Source organism: Streptomyces otsuchiensis (genome assembly GCF_004305975.1).
Classification (GTDB): domain Bacteria; phylum Actinomycetota; class Actinomycetes; order Streptomycetales; family Streptomycetaceae; genus Streptomyces; species Streptomyces otsuchiensis.
Genome location: NZ_BHZI01000132.1, coordinates 1 through 16914, shown reverse-complemented (window position 1 = coordinate 16914; position 16914 = coordinate 1). Strand labels below are relative to the sequence as shown.

The 16914-nt window shown below is 72.2% G+C and carries 14 protein-coding genes; 7 read left to right on the top strand and 7 right to left on the bottom strand.

Going from position 1 to position 16914, the window contains the following annotated elements; translation table 11 throughout:
- Positions 1–140: 140 nt before the first annotated feature.
- Both E0D90_RS14325 and E0D90_RS14320 read left to right on the top strand, forming a co-directional pair.
- Positions 141–1481 carry a UDP-glucose dehydrogenase family protein gene (locus E0D90_RS14325; protein WP_130798512.1) on the top strand — a complete coding sequence of 447 codons (1341 nt, stop codon included), beginning with the start codon at positions 141–143 and terminating at the stop codon, positions 1479–1481.
- A gap of 217 nt (positions 1482–1698) precedes the next feature.
- Positions 1699–2760 carry a right-handed parallel beta-helix repeat-containing protein gene (locus E0D90_RS14320; RefSeq protein WP_130798510.1) on the top strand — a complete coding sequence of 354 codons (1062 nt, stop codon included), beginning with the start codon at positions 1699–1701 and terminating at the stop codon, positions 2758–2760.
- A 24-nt stretch (positions 2761–2784) separates the two neighbouring features.
- On the opposite strand, the gene E0D90_RS14315 is transcribed toward E0D90_RS14320, so the two are convergent.
- Positions 2785–3354, bottom strand: a complete 570-nt coding sequence (locus E0D90_RS14315) for a GNAT family N-acetyltransferase (protein WP_130798508.1) — start codon at positions 3352–3354, stop codon at positions 2785–2787.
- An 87-nt stretch (positions 3355–3441) separates the two neighbouring features.
- The gene (locus E0D90_RS14310) at positions 3442–3987 is read right to left on the bottom strand and encodes a CGNR zinc finger domain-containing protein (RefSeq protein ID WP_130798505.1); all 546 of its coding nucleotides are present in this window, start codon (positions 3985–3987) and stop codon (positions 3442–3444) included.
- A gap of 117 nt (positions 3988–4104) precedes the next feature.
- Between E0D90_RS14310 and E0D90_RS14305 the strand changes: the two genes are divergently transcribed.
- From E0D90_RS14305 to E0D90_RS14290, 4 genes are all read left to right on the top strand, one after another.
- Positions 4105–4479 (top strand): VOC family protein, encoded by a 375-nt coding sequence (locus E0D90_RS14305; RefSeq protein ID WP_130798503.1) that lies wholly within the window; start codon positions 4105–4107, stop codon positions 4477–4479.
- A gap of 94 nt (positions 4480–4573) precedes the next feature.
- Positions 4574–5098, top strand: a complete 525-nt coding sequence (locus E0D90_RS14300) for an NADPH-dependent FMN reductase (protein WP_103501753.1) — start codon at positions 4574–4576, stop codon at positions 5096–5098.
- 287 nt (positions 5099–5385) lie between these two features.
- Entirely contained in the window at positions 5386–7596 is a 2211-nt protein-coding gene (recD2, locus tag E0D90_RS14295; RefSeq protein ID WP_130798501.1) for an SF1B family DNA helicase RecD2, read from the top strand.
- A gap of 264 nt (positions 7597–7860) precedes the next feature.
- Complete coding sequence (locus E0D90_RS14290) at positions 7861–9165, top strand: citrate synthase (RefSeq protein ID WP_103528538.1); 1305 nt, start codon at positions 7861–7863, stop codon at positions 9163–9165.
- 467 nt (positions 9166–9632) lie between these two features.
- Here E0D90_RS14290 and E0D90_RS14285 read toward each other — a convergent pair whose 3' ends face one another.
- Complete coding sequence (locus tag E0D90_RS14285; protein WP_130798499.1) at positions 9633–10625, bottom strand: helix-turn-helix domain-containing protein; 993 nt, start codon at positions 10623–10625, stop codon at positions 9633–9635.
- Between the two features lie 253 nt (positions 10626–10878).
- On the opposite strand from E0D90_RS14285, the gene E0D90_RS14280 reads away from it, so the two are divergent.
- Positions 10879–11901, top strand: a complete 1023-nt coding sequence (locus E0D90_RS14280; protein WP_227870220.1) for a zinc-dependent alcohol dehydrogenase family protein — start codon at positions 10879–10881, stop codon at positions 11899–11901.
- A 361-nt stretch (positions 11902–12262) separates the two neighbouring features.
- Here the strand turns inward: E0D90_RS14280 and E0D90_RS14275 are convergent, their stop codons facing one another.
- From E0D90_RS14275 to iolD, 4 genes are all read right to left on the bottom strand, one after another.
- Entirely contained in the window at positions 12263–12484 is a 222-nt protein-coding gene (locus tag E0D90_RS14275) for a heavy-metal-associated domain-containing protein (RefSeq protein ID WP_130798514.1), read from the bottom strand.
- Positions 12485–12723: 239 nt separating this feature from the next.
- Positions 12724–12924, bottom strand: a complete 201-nt coding sequence (locus E0D90_RS14270) for a MarR family transcriptional regulator (RefSeq protein ID WP_103501757.1) — start codon at positions 12922–12924, stop codon at positions 12724–12726.
- Between the two features lie 362 nt (positions 12925–13286).
- Positions 13287–14783 (bottom strand): CoA-acylating methylmalonate-semialdehyde dehydrogenase, encoded by a 1497-nt coding sequence (locus E0D90_RS14265; RefSeq protein ID WP_130798497.1) that lies wholly within the window; start codon positions 14781–14783, stop codon positions 13287–13289.
- 202 nt (positions 14784–14985) lie between these two features.
- Positions 14986–16887, bottom strand: a complete 1902-nt coding sequence (gene iolD, locus E0D90_RS14260) for a 3D-(3,5/4)-trihydroxycyclohexane-1,2-dione acylhydrolase (decyclizing) (RefSeq protein ID WP_130798495.1) — start codon at positions 16885–16887, stop codon at positions 14986–14988.
- Positions 16888–16914 lie beyond the last annotated feature (27 nt).

Below are 16914 nucleotides of genomic sequence, written 5' to 3'. Positions count from 1 at the left end.
GACCCGCCCCGGGCGCGTGTGACCGGGGCGTCGGACGGGCTGCCTCCGCCCCCGGACGGGCCCGGGCCCAGCGCCGGGGGAGGCCGTGTCCGCGACTATGCTCGACCCGCGTACTGCCGCCCGCACCTCCAGGAGCCCGCATGGCCCCCAAGATCACTGTCATCGGCACCGGCTACCTCGGAGCCACCCACGCGGCCGCCATGGCCGAGCTGGGCTTCGAGGTGCTCGGCCTGGACGTGGTCCCCGAGAAGATCGAGATGCTCGGGCGCGGGGACATCCCCATGTACGAGCCGGGCCTGTCGGAGCTGCTGCGCCGCCACGTCCCCGGCATCCCCGGTTCCACCGGCCGGCTCCGCTTCACCATGGACTGGGCCGAGGTCGCCGCCTTCGGCGACGTGCACTTCATCTGTGTGAACACCCCGCAGAAGCACGGTGAGTACGCCTGCGACATGTCGTACGTGGACGCCGCGGTGGAGAGCCTCGCCGTTCACCTGGACCGGCCGTGTCTGGTGGTCGGCAAGTCGACCGTGCCGGTCGGCAGCGCGGACCGGCTGGCCGCCCGCATCGCCGAGCTGGCTCCCGCCGGTGCCGACGCCGAGCTGGCCTGGAACCCGGAGTTCCTGCGGGAGGGCTTCGCCGTCCAGGACACCCTCCACCCGGACCGCATCGTCGTCGGCGTCCGGTCCGAAGCCGCCGAGGCCACCCTCCGTGAGGTCTACGCGAGCCCGATCGCCGAGAACTCGCCGTTCGTCGTCACCGACTTCGCCACCGCCGAGCTGGTCAAGACCTCCGCCAACTCCTTCCTCGCCACCAAGATCTCCTTCATCAACGCCATGGCCGAGGTCTGCGAGGCCTCGGGCGGCGACGTGGTGAAGCTCGCCGAGGCCATCGGCCACGACGACCGGATCGGCAAGAAGTTCCTGCGGGCCGGGATCGGTTTCGGCGGCGGCTGTCTGCCCAAGGACATCCGCGCCTTCATGGCCCGCGCCGGCGAGCTGGGCGCCGACCAGGCGCTGACCTTCCTGCGGGAGGTCGACTCCATCAACATGCGGCGCCGCGGCCACATGGTCGAGCTGGCCCGCGACGCCCTGGGCGGCGCGCTGCTCGGCCGCCGCATCGGCGTGCTGGGCGCCAGCTTCAAGCCCGACTCGGACGACGTCCGCGACTCACCCGCCCTGAACGTCGCCGGGCAGCTTCATCTCCAGGGCGCCCAGGTCACCGTCTACGACCCCAAGGGCAACGACAACGCCCGCCGGATCTTCCCCACCCTGGGGTACGCCGACTCCGCCGCCGAGGCGGTACGCGGCGCCGATGTCGTGCTCCACCTGACGGAGTGGGCCGAGTTCCGGGACCTCGACCCGGCGGCGCTGGGCGAGGAGGTCGCCACCCGCCACATCCTGGACGGCCGCAACGCCCTGGACCCCGACGTGTGGCGGAAGGCCGGCTGGACCTACCGCGCCCTGGGCCGTCCGACGCTCTGACGGGGCGAGGCGAACCCGGGCACCGACCGGCGGAGGAGCGACACACGGCGGTGCGTCGTCGGGTGCTGGTGTGTGGCCCGGCGGGTGTTCCTGCCTGCCGGTGGCCGACGCCTCCCCTTGACAGTTGATTAGTCCAGACCAATGCTGTGGTCGCGAATCCCAGCCCCGCGCGCTCTCCTCCTCCCGGCCCTGGCCGGCCCCCACCTGGAGCATGCCCATGCCGCGTCGCAACCCCAGCCCGTCGTCCTCTGCCGTGCGCCCCCGGCGTGCCACGCGCGTACGCCGGGTGAGCGCGCTCGCCGCGGTGGCCTTCTGCTGGGCAGCCGTCCTGCCCGCGGCGGCCCACACCGAAGCCGAGACCGCCGAGACCGCCGAGGCCGCCGGTGCCCCCACCGCCCAGGCGGTACCGGTCTCCAACGGCAACGAGTTGAGGACCGCGCTCGCCAACGCTCTGCCCGGGCAGGTGATCCAGCTGGCCGACGGGACGTACAGCGGGAACTTCAAGGTCAACCGGCCGGGCGAGCGGCAGAACCGGATCATCCTCACGGGCTCCTCGCGCGCCGTGCTCACGCCGACGTCCGGTGGCGGCAACGGACTTCACCTCGACCGGGCGAGCCACTGGACGATCCACGGCATCACGCTCAGCGGCGGCCAGAAGGGGATCATGGTCGACGCGAGCGACTACGTCGTGGTCGACGGCGTCACCGTCCACGACCTCACCATGGAGGGCATCCACTACCGCAACTCCAGCAGCCACGGCACCGTCAAGAACTCCACGATCTTCGACACGGGCCAGGACGGGCGCGGCATGGGCGAGGGCGTGTACATCGGCTCGGCCAACACTCTCAACGACCGCAGCGACCACGTGAAGATCCTCGACAACGTCATCGGCCCCGACGTGCGCGGCGAGAACATCGACATCAAGGAGGGCACCACCGGCGGGCTGATCTCCGGCAACTTCTTCGACGGCGGCGGCCTCACCAACGCCAACTACGACGACTCGTGGGTGGACGTGAAGGGCAACGGCTACGTCATCGAGAACAACCGGGGCGTCAACACCCTCAAGGACGGTTACCAGGTGCGCAGTCAGCAGCCCGGCTGGGGCTGCGGCACGGTCTTCCGCGGCAACCACTCCGACCTGCGCGGTGCCGGCGGGAGCAACCGCTACGCGATCCAGGTCACCAACCACCACCCGCAGTCGTGCCCCGTGACGATCGGCGCCGGCAACACCGTCACCGGCGGCGACGGGCTGGTCAACCCCGGCGTTCCGGTGGGCTGACCGGTCCCGGCGCGGGCGGCGGCGTCAGCCCCCGGCCGGGTCGCCCCGGCCGGCGCGCCACTCCGGCGCCAGTACGGACCACACCTCCATGTCCTGCCGCTCTCCCCGGTAGGCGTAGCTCTCGCGGAGCACGCCCTCCCGGGTCATGCCGAGCCGCCGCGCGACGGCGATGCTGGGCTCGTTCGCGGAGGAGGCGATCCACTCCACGCGGTGCACGCCGCGTTCCTCGACGGCCCAGTCGATGATCACGCGTACGGCGCGCGTCACGAGTCCCCGGCCGACGGCGGCCGGCTCCAGCCAGCACCCCGCCTCCGCCGTGCCGGCCGCGATGTCCATGGTGCGGAACAGCACGCCGCCGACGAGGGTGCCGTCCAGCCAGATGCCGTCGAGGCGCCCGGCGTCGGCGGCGGCCTTGTCGGCGTAGCGCTGGAGGAAGGCGCGCGCCGAGGTCAGGTCGGCGGCGACGTCGGGGAGGCCGACATGTCGGCCGATGTACTCCCGGCCGCGATCGATGTGGTTCAGGAACTCCTCCGCCCGCCACGGCTCCAGGGGGCGCAGTTCGGCGCCCTCGACACCCAGGGATCTCGCGTACACGCGCCGCCTCCACAGCCGTCGGTGCTGGTCACGCGGGAGTGTACGTGAGCGTGTAGGCCGTGTTCGCCCGCTCCCGGCCCGGGGCGCCTACTCCGTGGTTCGGCGCTGCCGCGAGCGGTAGTTGCGCATCTTCGCGCGGCTGCCGCACACCTGCATGGAACACCAGCGTCTGCGCCCGGCGGGGCTGCGGTCGTAGTAGGCCCATTCGCAGTCGTCCGCGTGGCACGCCTTGAGCCGTCGCCACTCCCCGCGGGCTTGGCCGAGGGCGATGGCGGCGGCGATGCGGGCGGTCAGCGCGCGGAGCCCGGTGAGGCCCGACGCGGGGACGAGCGCGGCGCCGCCGCCGGGGGCCACGCGCACCACGAGCGGAGCCGCTTCCAGCAAGGGGGCGAGCGGCGCCGACCGTTCGTCCGGTACCTCGGTTCCGGCGTGGTGGAGCAGGACGGCGCGCAGCGATTCCCGCAGGGTGACGAGCCGTCGCAGCTCGTCGTCGCGCAGGGAGAGTCCGTACGGGGCGGCGAACCGGCCCGGCCCTCCCGGGGCGGCGAGTTCGTCGGTTCCGGTCTCCACGTCGAGGGTGTTGACCAGCCGCTGGATCAGGCCCAGATCGGCCGGTGCGGTCGTGTCGCTCACATCGGGTACGGTAACCCGGTTGCGCCGTTACCGGCATCTGCGGAGTATGGGTAACGCGTGACCGCCTGTGCGGTGGTGGCGGTTCTGATGATCGCGCCGAGTCGAGGAGTGGGAACCATGGCCGTAGCCGTGATGGGTCCGGTGGTGCTGGACTGCCCGGAGCCGAGGAAGCTGTCCGAGTTCTACGCGGCCGTGCTGGGCTGGCCGGAGGACCAGGAGAACGACCCGGACTGGGTGGAGCTGACCGGCCCGGCGGGTCAGAAGCTCGCCTTCCAGCGCTCTCCCGGGTACCGGCCGCCGGAGTGGCCGGGCGTCGAGCATCCGCAGCAGCTCCACCTCGACCTGGAGATCCCGAAGGGGCAGGAGGAGGAGGCCGAACGCGCCGTGCTGGCGCTCGGCGCCACGCTGTTGCAGGGCCAGGTGAGCGAGACGAGCAACTTCCGCGTCTACGCCGACCCCGCCGGCCACCCCTTCTGTCTCTGCGCCTGCTGAGACCGCCGCGAGCAACCGGAGTGCGCTGCCTTATCGTTCCTCGCGGCGCGCGCCACGGGGCGGGCGTCAACCGGGGGCTGTGAAAGGGGTCTGTGTGTCATCGGTTCTGCTGATCAGCGGCAGTGTGCGGGAGGGTTCGGTGAACTCGGCGGTGCTGGCGACGGCCGCCGATGTCCTGGAGTTCGAGCTGGACGCCGAGTTCTACGCGGGGATGGCGGAACTCCCGCACTTCAATCCGGACCTGGACCACGACCCGGTCCCCGACGCGGTGCGGGACCTGCGGGAGGCGGTCACGGAGGCGCACGCCGTGCTGTTCTCCACCCCGGAGTACGCCGGCGTCATGCCGGGCGCGCTGAAGAACCTCCTGGAGTGGACGATCGGCGCCACCGTGCTCAGCGGCAAGCCGGTCGGCTGGATCAACCCCTCGACCGCCCCCGGTGGCGCGGCCGGCACCTACGCCAACCTGCGTACGGTGCTGGGGTACACGGGGGCGACCGTCGTCGAGGACGCCTGCGTGGACGTCCCCGTGGCGCGTGCCGACATCGGCCCGGACGGGACGATCGGCGACGAGGGAATCCGCGACGCCATTCGTGACGCGGTGATCAAGCTGGCCGGCTGACGTCGTCCCGGCCGAGGTGCGGCCGGACCGGCGCCGTTCCGGCCGAGTACCGTGCCGCACGGCGCGGAGCCGGTGGCGGCCGGACCCCGACCGCCCGGGATCGGCGGAATTTTCGTCCTCCGTCCGTGCAACCCCGGCACGGGGTCGTGTGTCCAACTGGTCACGTGGGGGCGTAGGAGGGGATCGAAGGGCCCGGTGTACCGGGCCCTTCGACGTGTGCGGAGCCGTCCGGTCCGCTTAGGGACCACCCGGTCCGCGCTGTCGGTCCCGGCGGCTACCGTCTGGGTATGTCGCGCGCGGTACTCGAAGCGGTTCTGGAGCGGATCACCTACGCCAACGAGGAGAACGGCTACACCGTCGCACGGGTGGACACCGGCCGGGGCGGGGACCTCCTCACGGTCGTCGGAGCGCTGCTCGGCGCCCAGGTGGGCGAGTCGTTGCGCATGGAGGGCAGTTGGAGCTCGCACCCCAGCTACGGCCGTCAGTTCACCGTCGAGAACTACACGACGGTCCTGCCCGCGACGGTCCAGGGCATCCGGCGCTATCTCGGCTCCGGGCTGATCAAGGGGATCGGCCCGAAGACCGCCGAGCGGATCGTGGACCACTTCGGGGTGGACACCCTGGACGTCATCGAGGACGACGCCTCCCGCCTGATCGCCGTCCCGGGCCTGGGTCCCAAACGGACCGCCCGGATCGCCGAGGCGTGGGTGGAGCAGAAGGCGATCAAGGAGGTGATGGTCTTCCTGCAGAGCGTGGACGTCTCCACCTCCATCGCCGTGCGGATCTACAAGAAGTACGGAGACGCCTCGATCTCCGTCGTGAAGAACACGCCCTACCGTCTCGCCTCGGACGTGTGGGGCATCGGATTCCTCACCGCCGACCGGATCGCCCGCGCCGTGGGCATACCGGAGGACAGCCCCGAACGGGTGAAGGCCGGGCTCGCGTACGCGCTGTCCCAGTCGACCGACCAGGGGCACTGCTTCCTCCCCGAGGAGCGGCTCATCGCGGACGCGGTCAAGCTGCTCCAGGTGGACACCGGCCTGGTCATCGACTGCCTGGGTGAGCTGGCCGAGGAGGGCGAGGCCGTGGTCCGGGAGAAGGTGCCCGACCCGGAGGATCCGGCGGGCCGGATCACCGTCGTCTACCTGACACCGTTCCACCGCGCGGAGATCTCGCTGTCCGCCCAGCTCAAGCGGCTGCTGGGCGCCGCCGACGACCGGCTGGCCGCGTTCGCCGACGTCGACTGGGAGAAGGCCCTGTCCTGGCTGGCGGGGCGCACCGGCGCGGAGCTGGCGGCCGAGCAGCGGGACGCGGTGCGGCTGGCGCTGACGGAGAAGGTCGCGGTGCTGACCGGTGGCCCGGGCTGCGGCAAGTCGTTCACGGTGCGTTCCGTGGTGGAGCTGGCCCGCGCCAAGCGGGCCAAGGTCGTCCTGGCCGCGCCCACCGGCCGGGCGGCGAAGCGCCTCTCGGAGCTGACGGGAGCGGAGGCGTCGACCGTCCACCGGCTGCTGGAGCTGAAGCCGGGCGGGGACGCGGCCTACGACCGGGACCGGCCGCTGGACGCCGATCTGGTGGTGGTGGACGAGGCGTCGATGCTGGATCTGCTGCTGGCCAACAAGCTGGTGAAGGCGGTGGCCCCGGGGGCGCATCTGCTGCTGGTGGGGGATGTCGACCAGCTGCCGTCGGTCGGCGCGGGGGAGGTGCTGCGCGATCTGCTGGCGGAGCCGGGTCCGGTCCCGGCCGTGCGGCTGACGCGGATCTTCCGGCAGGCGCAGCAGTCCGGCGTGGTCACCAACGCGCACCGCATCAACGCCGGGGAGACGCCGCTCACCCGCGATCTCGACGACTTCTTCCTCTTCGCGGAGGACGACACGGAGGCGGCCGGGCTGCTGACGGTGGACGTGGTGGCGCGCCGCATCCCGCGCCGCTTCGGGCTGGACCCGCGCCGGGACGTGCAGGTCCTCACGCCGATGCACCGGGGGCCGGCCGGGGCCGGCGCGCTGAACGGGCTGCTGCAGGAGGCGGTCTCGCCCGCTCGCCCGGGGCTGCCGGAGAAGCGGGTCGGCGGCCGGATCTTCCGGGTCGGCGACAAGGTCACCCAGATCCGCAACAACTACGACAAGGGTGCCAACGGCGTCTTCAACGGCACCGGGGGACAGGTCACCGGGATCGATCTCGACGAGCAGAGGCTGACGGTGCTGACCGAGGAGGACGAGGAGATCGGCTACGAGTTCACCGAGCTGGACGAGCTGTCCCACGCCTACGCCGTGACGATCCACCGCTCCCAGGGCAGTGAGTACCCGTGCGTGGTGATCCCGGTGACGACCAGCGCGTGGATGATGCTGCAACGGAACCTGCTGTACACGGCGGTGACGCGGGCGAAGCGGCTGGTGGTGCTGGTGGGCTCGCGGCGGGCGCTGGGGCAGGCGGTCCGCACGGTGTCGGCGGGCCGCAGGTTCACCGCACTGGACGCACGGCTCGACGGCCGTCTGGGCTGACACCGCCCGCTGCCCGGCCCCGGTTCTGCCCCGGTCCCGCCCCGCCCGGCCGGGTGCGGGGCGCTGCGCGGTTCCCGGAAGTGACAGCTCTCACGTCGCCGCTACGGTCGGCTATGACCATGGTTGTGTACTACTGTCCCGGCACGGCGTGCCAGATTTTTTGGGTTCGGCCGACCCCGAGTGCACTAAGTGGCCTCTGATGGGGGACAGTGGAAACAGTCAGGGCACCTCGAAGAAGAGGCACGACGTCGGTGAGGGATAGACGTGAGCGAACACCGCGCAAGTGATGACGCAGTAGTAGTGCGGTACGCGGATGGCGAGTACCGCTACCCGCTGGTGGAGAGCACGGTCGGCGACCAGGGCTTCGACATCGGCAAGCTGCGCGCCGAGACCGGGCTGGTGACCCTGGACTCCGGTTACGGCAACACCGCCGCGTACAAGTCCGGGGTCACCTATCTCGACGGTGAGCAGGGCATCCTGCGGTACCGCGGGTACCCGATCGAGCAGGTGGCCGAGCACGGCACGTTCCTGGAGACGGCCTACCTGCTGATCAACGGCGAGCTGCCGACGGTCGACGAGCTGTCCGGCTTCCGCAGCGAGATCACCCAGCACACCCTCGTCCACGAGGACGTGAAGCGGTTCTACGACGGCTTCCCCCGTGACGCGCACCCGATGGCGATGCTGTCGTCGGTGGTCAGCGCGCTGTCCACGTTCTACCAGGACAGCCACAACCCGTTCGACGAGCGGCAGCGGCACATCTCCACGATCCGGCTGCTCGCCAAGCTGCCGACGATCGCGGCGTACGCGTACAAGAAGTCGGTCGGCCACCCGGTGGTCTACCCGCGCAACGACCTCGGTTACGTGGAGAACTTCCTCCGCATGACCTTCTCGGTCCCGGCCGAGGAGTACGAGCCGGACCCGGTGGTGGTCTCCGCGCTCGACAAGCTGCTCATCCTGCACGCGGACCACGAGCAGAACTGTTCGACCTCCACGGTCCGCCTGGTCGGCTCCTCGCAGGCGAACCTGTTCGCCTCGATCTCGGCCGGCATCAACGCGCTCTGGGGCCCGCTGCACGGCGGCGCCAACCAGTCGGTGCTGGAGATGCTGGAGCAGATCCGCGAGGCCGGCGGTGACGTCGACAGCTTCATCAACAAGGTGAAGAACAAGGAGGACGGCGTCCGGCTGATGGGCTTCGGCCACCGGGTCTACAAGAGCTTCGACCCGCGGGCCAAGATCATCAAGGCGGCGGCGCACGACGTGCTGTCGGCGCTCGGCAAGTCCGACGAGCTGCTGGACATCGCCCTGGCGCTGGAGGACCGCGCGCTCAACGACGACTACTTCGTCTCGCGCAACCTCTACCCGAATGTCGACTTCTACACCGGCCTCATCTACCGGGCGATGGGCTTCCCCAACTCGATGTTCACCGTGCTCTTCGCGATGGGCCGCCTGCCGGGCTGGATCGCCCAGTGGCACGAGATGATCAAGGAGCCGGGCTCCCGGATCGGGCGTCCGCGCCAGGTCTACACCGGCGTCGTCGAGCGGGACTACATCCCGGTCGAGCAGCGCTGACGCGCCGCCCGGCCGGCCCTTCGGTGCCGGCCGGGTGAAGGATCTTCACCGCTCCCCCGTAGATGTGACGCAGGTCACACGTACGGGGGAGCAACCTTTTGGCTCCGCCGAGGTCTTATGGAGTGACATCGTCGCGGTTTCGGCTGGATCCGTGACGGTGGCCGTCGTGGCAAGGGTCCCGTGGGGGGACACTCTGCACTGACGGCAATGAAGCGCCTCGCGTCGGGCCCTGTGGGGGGACCCGGCACGGGGCGCTTCGACTTTCCCGGGTGGCTTCACCCGGGAAGGCAAGGCGCGCCGTGCGATGCGCGGCACTTCGCGGCCCCTCGTCGGCCGCCGGGACTCATGCGTCCCTAGGGTCGTCTTCCCTGGGCCCCCGAGGGTAAACGCGCGTTTACGGGCGGGCCGTTGAGCGGCTGGACAGTTCACTCCTGCGTGTCAACGAACCGGCGTGAGCGGTGCCCCGGCTATCCGGGCCGACGAGCGCCGTCGGTCTCGGTGGCGTCGGCGTCCGTGGCGTCGGTGGCGTCGGCGTGATCGTCCCGGTCGGAGCGGTGCCCGCCGTCGGAGGACGGGCCGGGGCGGCCGGCGGAGGTGGCCGCCCAGCTCGCGAGGAGCTTGAGCCGGTCCTCGTCGGGGCTGCCCGGTTCGGCCGTGTACATGGTCAGGGAGTGCGCCTCCTGGACGGACAGCGGCAGTTCCAGCGGCTGGTAGGTGAGCTCCAGGGAGCCCGCCTCCGGATGCCGGAAGCGCTTGGTCCCGCCGTGGTGGACGCGCACGTCGTGGGCGGCCCAGCGGGTGCGGAACTCGGTGCTCAGCGTGGAGAGCTCTCCGATGAGCTCGCGAAGCGCCCTCTCGTCGGGGCTGCGGCCGGCCTCGACGCGCAGCAGGGCGGCGGTGGCGTCGGCGGCCCCGTCCCAGTCGGCGACGAAGTCGCGGGAGCCGGGGTCGAGGAAGTAGAAGCGGGCGAAGTTGGGGAGGCCCCGTTCGCCCGTGGTCCCGCTGTTGTACAGGGGCGCGAACAGGGCGCGGCCGAGAGGGTTGGCGGCAACGATGTCCAGGCGGCCGTTGGTGACGAAGGCCGCGGAGAGCGTCATGGAGTCCAGCAGCCATCGCACACGGGGTGGGAGGTCGACGGCCTTGCGGCGGCGCGGCGTGCGGCTGGCGGGCTGGGCGGCCCGGGCCAGGTCGAACAGGTAGGTGCGCTCGTCCTCGTCCATGCGCAGTGCGCGGGCGACCGCGTCCAGGACGTCTGCGGAGACACCGCCGATATGGCCCTTCTCCAGCCGCGTGTACCACTCCGTGCTCACGCCTGCGAGGACCGCGACCTCCTCGCGCCGCAGCCCCGGGACCCGGCGCCGGCCGGTCGTGGGTATCCCGGCCTGCTCCGGGGTGATCCTGGCGCGGCGGGTGGCGAGGAAGTCCCGGATCTCGGCGCGGTTGTCGGGTCGCTGGTCCATGTCCTCCACGGTAGGTCGCGGCCGTGCCGAAGGGGAGGCACGGCCTGTCCCCCCTGTGTACGCGACCTTCCTGCCGGGCGAGGAGGCCGGTTGTCTGGGTGGACGCCCGCGGCCGCGTCCTCTCGTTGCGCCTTCCCGGTGACTTCCGTGGCAGGAGACCCGAGGCCCGCCTCGGCCGAGACGGATCCATGACGTGATGAACGCGTAGGCAGCGCGAGCGGGCGACAGCACACCAGACAGGGAGATGCGCACCATGCGTGGAGTAGTGATGTACAGCGCCGGCGACGTACGGGTCGAGGAGCGTGAGGACCCGAAGATCATCGAGCCGACCGACGCGATCGTGAAGCTGACCGCGACCTGCATCTGCGGGTCGGACCTGTGGCCCTATCGCGGCATCGAGCCCGCGGATCACCAGGTCATGGGACACGAGTACGTCGGTGTCGTGGAGGAGGTCGGCGCCGATGTGAAGAACGTCAGCCCCGGGGACTTCGTGGTCGGGTCGTTCGTCATCTCCGACAACACCTGCGAGATCTGCCGGGCCGGGTTCCAGTCCAAGTGCGTCCACGCGGAGTTCGTCGCCCAGACGATCGGCACTCAGGCCGAGAAGGCCCGTATCCCGCACGCCGACGGCACGCTCGTGGCCACGCCGGGTCAGCCCGACGCCGAGTTGGTCCCCGCGCTGCTGGCCGCCTCCGACGTCCTCGGCACCGGCTGGTACGCCGCCGTGGCCGCAGAGGCCGGCCCCGGCAAGACCGTCGCCGTCGTCGGCGACGGCGCGGTCGGCCTCATGGCGGTCCTGGCCGCCAGGCGGCTCGGGGCGGAGCGTGTCATCGCCATGTCGCGCCATCCCGAGCGGCAGAGGCTGGCCCGCTACTACGGTGCCACCGACATCGTCGAGGAGCGTGGCGAGGCGGGTGTCGCGAGGATCAAGGAACTCACCGACGGGCTGGGCGCGCACTCGGTCGTCGAGGCGGTCGGCACGCAGGAGTCGTTCATGCAGGCCGTCGGCGCCACGCGCGGTGGCGGGCACCTCGGATACGTGGGCGTGAACCACGACGTGACCATCCCCGGGATCCAGCTGTTCTTCGCCGGTATCCACACTCTCGGCGGGCCGGCCCCGGTCCGCCGGTTCCTGCCCGAGCTGATCCAGCTGATCTGGGACCGGGCGATCGACCCCGGCAAGGTCTTCGACCTCACCCTGCCGCTGGAAGAGGCCCCCGAGGGCTACAGGGCCATGGACGAACGCCGCGCCACCAAGGTCCTCCTCACCCTCTGACAGCCCCACGGTCCCGCGGCCGGCACCCGCGGGCAGCAGACCGCTCCAGCGGGGCTAGGGGGGAGAGGTGGCGAGACGCCGGGACGGGCGGGCTGCCGGTCCCGGCGTCCGGTGCCGGCTCGTCGTGGGTGGGTCCGCTCCCGGTGCCGGCTGTGGCCGAGGGTCAGGGGAGGCCCCGGATGGCTCCGTCGCGGCGCTAGGCCCTGTCTGGCAAATCCCGCCTGGCCCGCAGCGCCTGGCACGGCATCTCGCCACGTTGGAGCCTCGCGCGAGTACGACGGGTACGAGCTGCGACGCTCCGCCTTGCGATCCACCGCACCAGACGCCGCGGGCCTTGCCTGCGCCATTTGCCAGACAGGACCTAGGCGCCCTGTGCGGGCCCGACCAGCTCGTAGCCGGCCTCGTCCACCGCCGCGCGTACGGCGGACTCCTCCAGCGGCTCGGCGGACTCCACGGTGACCAGCCCGGTGGCGGACTTGGCCGCCACGGCGGTGACGCCGGGCAGCGCGGACAGCTCCTCCGAGATGGCGTTCTCGCAGTGCCCGCAGCTCATGCCGGTGACCTGGTAAGTGACGCTGCTCATGGTTCTCCGTAAGTTGTCGGGCGGCGGCTGCCCCGCCGCGGCCGGGGTGGGCGACGCCGTGCCGGGGTGCCCGACGGCATCATACCTCTCATACCCCCAAGGGGTATAAGGGTCGGGCGGGTGGTCGTTACGCGCCCCGGCGGCGGTGGCCGTGGGTGTCGCGGCGGCCGCCGAGTGGCCGGTGGGGGCGTCGCAAGCGCGGTGGGCCGGGCCGGGGTCGCCGGGGGCCCGCGCGGCGGTCAGCCGCGCCGCCAGCCGTGTCCCGGGCGCCGCAGCACCCAGGCGCGGACGGTCTCCGCGTACCAGAGCGGCTTGCCCCCCTCGACGACGTCGGGTTCCGGCAGCAGCGCGTGCTTCCGATAGGAGCGCACGGTGTCCGTCCGGACCCCGATGTGCGCGGCGATCTCCTTGTAGGACCAGAGTTCGCGGCGGTCGGTCACAGAAATCCACACCTCCCTGAGCCGCGCCGCGGCGGCGGCACGGGCCGCCGGTGGAGCCGTCGGCGCGGCGTCTGCTGGTGACCAGAGCTTCAGCCGGACGAACGACACGACCCGGCAGGCGGGATGTGTTGTTGATCTTCTGTGACACGGAAGCCGCGTAATGGTGACACCTGTGACCGAATGGTCGCGCGGCGTGACGGCGTGACGGCGTGACGGCGTGACGGCGTGACGGCGTGGCGGCGTGACGGCGTGACGGCGTGGCGGCGTGGCGGCGTGACGGCGAAGGCCGGGGCGGTGCGCGCCTGGATGGGATGCGCGCAGCCCCGGCCTTCACCGTCCCCCGCAGGGGAGGACAGGGAGGGTCAGTGGTTGCCGGGGAACCCCAGGTCGATGCCGGCGTCGGCCGGGTCCGGCCAGCGCGTGGTGACGACCTTGCCGCGGGTGTAGAACCGCACCCCGTCCTCGCCGTAGATGTGGTGGTCGCCGAAGAGCGACTCCTTCCACCCGCCGAAGGAGTGGTAGCCCACCGGCACCGGAACCGGCACGTTGACGCCGACCATGCCCGCCTCCACCTCCAGCTGGAAGCGGCGGGCGGCGCCGCCGTCGCGGGTGAAGATCGCGGTGCCGTTGCCCCAGCGCGATCCGTTGATCACGGCCAGCGCCTCGTCGTAGCTGTCGGCGCGCACCACGCACAGGACCGGGCCGAAGATCTCGTCCCGGTAGGCGTCGGCGTCCAGCGGTACCCGGTCCAGCAGGGAGACGCCGAGGAAGAAGCCGTCCTCGTGACCGTCCACGGTGAGGCCGGTGCCGTCCACCACCACCTCGGCGCCCTGTTCACGGGCCGAGGCGACGTAGCCCGCGACCTTGTCACGGTGCTCGGCGGTGATCAGCGGGCCCATCTCGGAGGCCGGGTCGTCCCCCGGGCCGATGCGCACCGCGCGGGCGCGCTCGGCGATCCGCTCCACCAGGGTGTCGCCGATCGCGCCGACGGCGACCACCACCGACACCGCCATGCAGCGCTCCCCGGCGGAGCCGTAGGCGGCGTTGACCGCGCTGTCGGCGGCGAAGTCCAGATCGGCGTCGGGGAGGACCAGCATGTGGTTCTTGGCGCCGCCCAGTGCCTGGACCCGCTTGCCGTTGGCGACGGCGCGCGCCTGGATGTGCCGCGCCACCGGGGTGGAGCCGACGAAGGAGACGGCGGCGACGTCCGGGTGGTCGAGCAGCCGGTCCACCGACTCGCGGTCGCCGTTGACGACGTTGAGGACGCCCTCGGGCAGTCCCGCCTCCGCGGCGAGCGTGGCCAGCAGCAGTGCCGCGGACGGGTCCTTCTCGCTCGGCTTGAGCACGAAGGTGTTGCCGCAGGCGATGGCCAGCGGGAACATCCACAGCGGCACCATCGCCGGGAAGTTGAAGGGGGTGATGCCCGCGACCACGCCCAGCGGCTGCCGGATCGACGCGACATCCACCCGCGCGGATACCTCGGTGGAGAGCTCGCCCTTGAGCTGCTGCGGGATACCGCAGGCCAGGTCGACGATCTCCAGCCCGCGCGCGACCTCGCCCAGGGCGTCGGAGAACACCTTGCCGTGCTCGGCGGAGATCAGCCGGGCCAGTTCCTCGCGGTGGGTGTCGAGCAGCGCGCGGTAGGCGAACAGCACGGAGGTACGGCGCGCCAGCGAGGCGGCGGACCAGCCGGGGAACGCGGCGCGGGCGGCTGCCACGGCCTCGTCGACCTCGGCGGTCGACGCCAGCGCGAGGTGGGCGGAGACGGCGCCGGTGGCCGGGTTGTGGACGGGGGCGGTCCGCCCGGAGCCTCCGGGGACGGGCGTGTTGGCGATCCAGTGACCGATCGTCTTCGTCATGATCAGCAGGGCCTTTCTCTTGGCTGTGCGTGTCGTCGCCGGACAGGGACGGCGGCGACCGTGCCGCTGGGTCGGGCGGTGGCCGTCGGCGTTGACGGTCACCGCCCGGGCCGGTGCGCCCGGCCGCGCCCGGCGCCGGAGCCGGGCCGGCGGGCGGTTCCGCGGGAGCCGGGCCGGCGGGCGGTTCCGCCGGAGCCGGGGCTCACAGGTGGCGGCGCTGCGCCGCCCGCTGCCGCCGGTACTCCTCGCCCGCCGCGCGGGCGGCCGGACGGGTCGCCACCTCGGCGACGGGCACGTCCCACCACGCCTCGGCGGGCGGGGCGGTCGCCGCAGGGTCGGTCTCCACGTAGACGCAGGTCGGTACGGTCGCCTCCCGGGCCCGGGCGAGCGCCGCGCGCAGTTCGGCGACGGTGGCGGCGCGTTCGACCGACATCCCCAGAGAGGCGGCGTTGGCGGCGAGGTCCACCGGCAGCGGGGCGCCGGTGAAGGAGCCGTCCTCGGCGCGGAACCGGTAGGCGGTGCCGAGCCGTTCACCGCCGGTGGCCTCCGACAGTCCGCCGATCGAGGCGTAGCCGTGGTTCTGGACCAGGACGACGGTGATGGCCAGGCCCTCCTGCACCGCCGTCACCAGCTCGGTCGGCATCATCAGGTAGGTGCCGTCGCCGACCAGCGCCCACACCGGGGTCTCCGGGGCGGCCAGCCGCACGCCGATCGCCGCCGGGATCTCGTAGCCCATGCAGGAGTAGCCGTACTCCAGGTGGTACTGGCGCGGGGAGCGCGGCCGCCACATCTTGTGGAGGTCGCCGGGGAGCGAGCCGGCGGCGTTGATCACCACGTCCTCGTCGCCGACCGCCTCCGCCAGCAGCCCGATGAGCTGGGCCTGGGTGGGTCGGGCGTCGTCGTCGGGGGCGGCGCACGCGGCGTCGACCACGGTGTTCCAGCGGGACCGGCCCTCGGCGTACTCGGCCTCGTAGGCGGGTTCCACCCGGTGGCCGGCCAGCGCGTCGGTGAGTGCCGTCAGCCCGCTGCGGGCGTCGGCGACCAGGGGGAGCGCGGCGAGCTTGTGGGCGTCGAACGAGGTGATGTTGAGGTTGACGAACCGCACGTCCCCGGCGGCGAAGAGGGTGTTGGAGGCGGTGGTGAAGTCGGAGTAGCGGGTGCCCACCCCGATCACCAGGTCGGCCCGCCGGGCGAGGGCGTCGGCGACGGCGGTGCCGGTGTGGCCGATCCCGCCGGTCTCCGCGGGGTGGTCGTGGGACAGCGCGCCCTTGCCGGCCTGGGTGACGGCCACCGGGATGCCGGTGGCGTCCACCAGCCGGCGCAGCGCCTCGTGTGCCTCGCTGTGGTGCACCCCGCCGCCGGCCACGATCAGGGGGCGGCGGGCCGCCCGGACGGCCCGTGCGGCCTCGGCCAGCGCCTCGGGGTCGGGGGCGGGGCGGGCCACCCGCCAGACGCGTTCGGCGAAGAACTCCCGCGGCCAGTCGTACGCCTCGGCCTGCACGTCCTGGGGCAGGGCGAGCGTGACGGCGCCGGTCTCGGCCGGGTCGGTGAGCACCCGCATCGCCTGGAGGGCGGCGGGGATCAGCTGCTCGGGCCGGCTGATCCGGTCGAAGTAGCGGGAGACCGGCCGCAGCGTGTCGTTGACGGAGACGTCTCCGTACGAGGGATGTTCCAGCTGCTGGAGCACCGGGTCGGCCGGGCGGGTGGCGAAGGTGTCGCCGGGCAGCAGCAGGACGGGCAGCCGGTTGATCGTGGCCAGCGCGGCGCCGGTGACCAGGTTGGTGGCGCCGGGGCCGATGGAGGTGGTCACGGCCTGGGCACGCAGCCGGCCCGACTGGCGGGCGTAGCCGACGGCGGCGTGCACCATCGCCTGTTCGTTGCGGCCCTGGAGGTAGGAGATGGAGGGGGCTTCCCCGGCGCCTCCGGGTGCGTGCTCCATCAGGGCCTGGCCGACGCCCGCGACGTTGCCGTGGCCGAAGATGCCCCAGACCGCGCCGAAGAAGCGCTGCCTCAGGCCGTCGCGTTCGGTGTGCTGGACGGCCAGGAAGCGGACCAGCGCCTGGGCGGTGGTCAGCCGCACGGTGCCGGGGAGGGTCTCGGTCATGCGGTCACGGTCCTGCCGGTGCGGGGG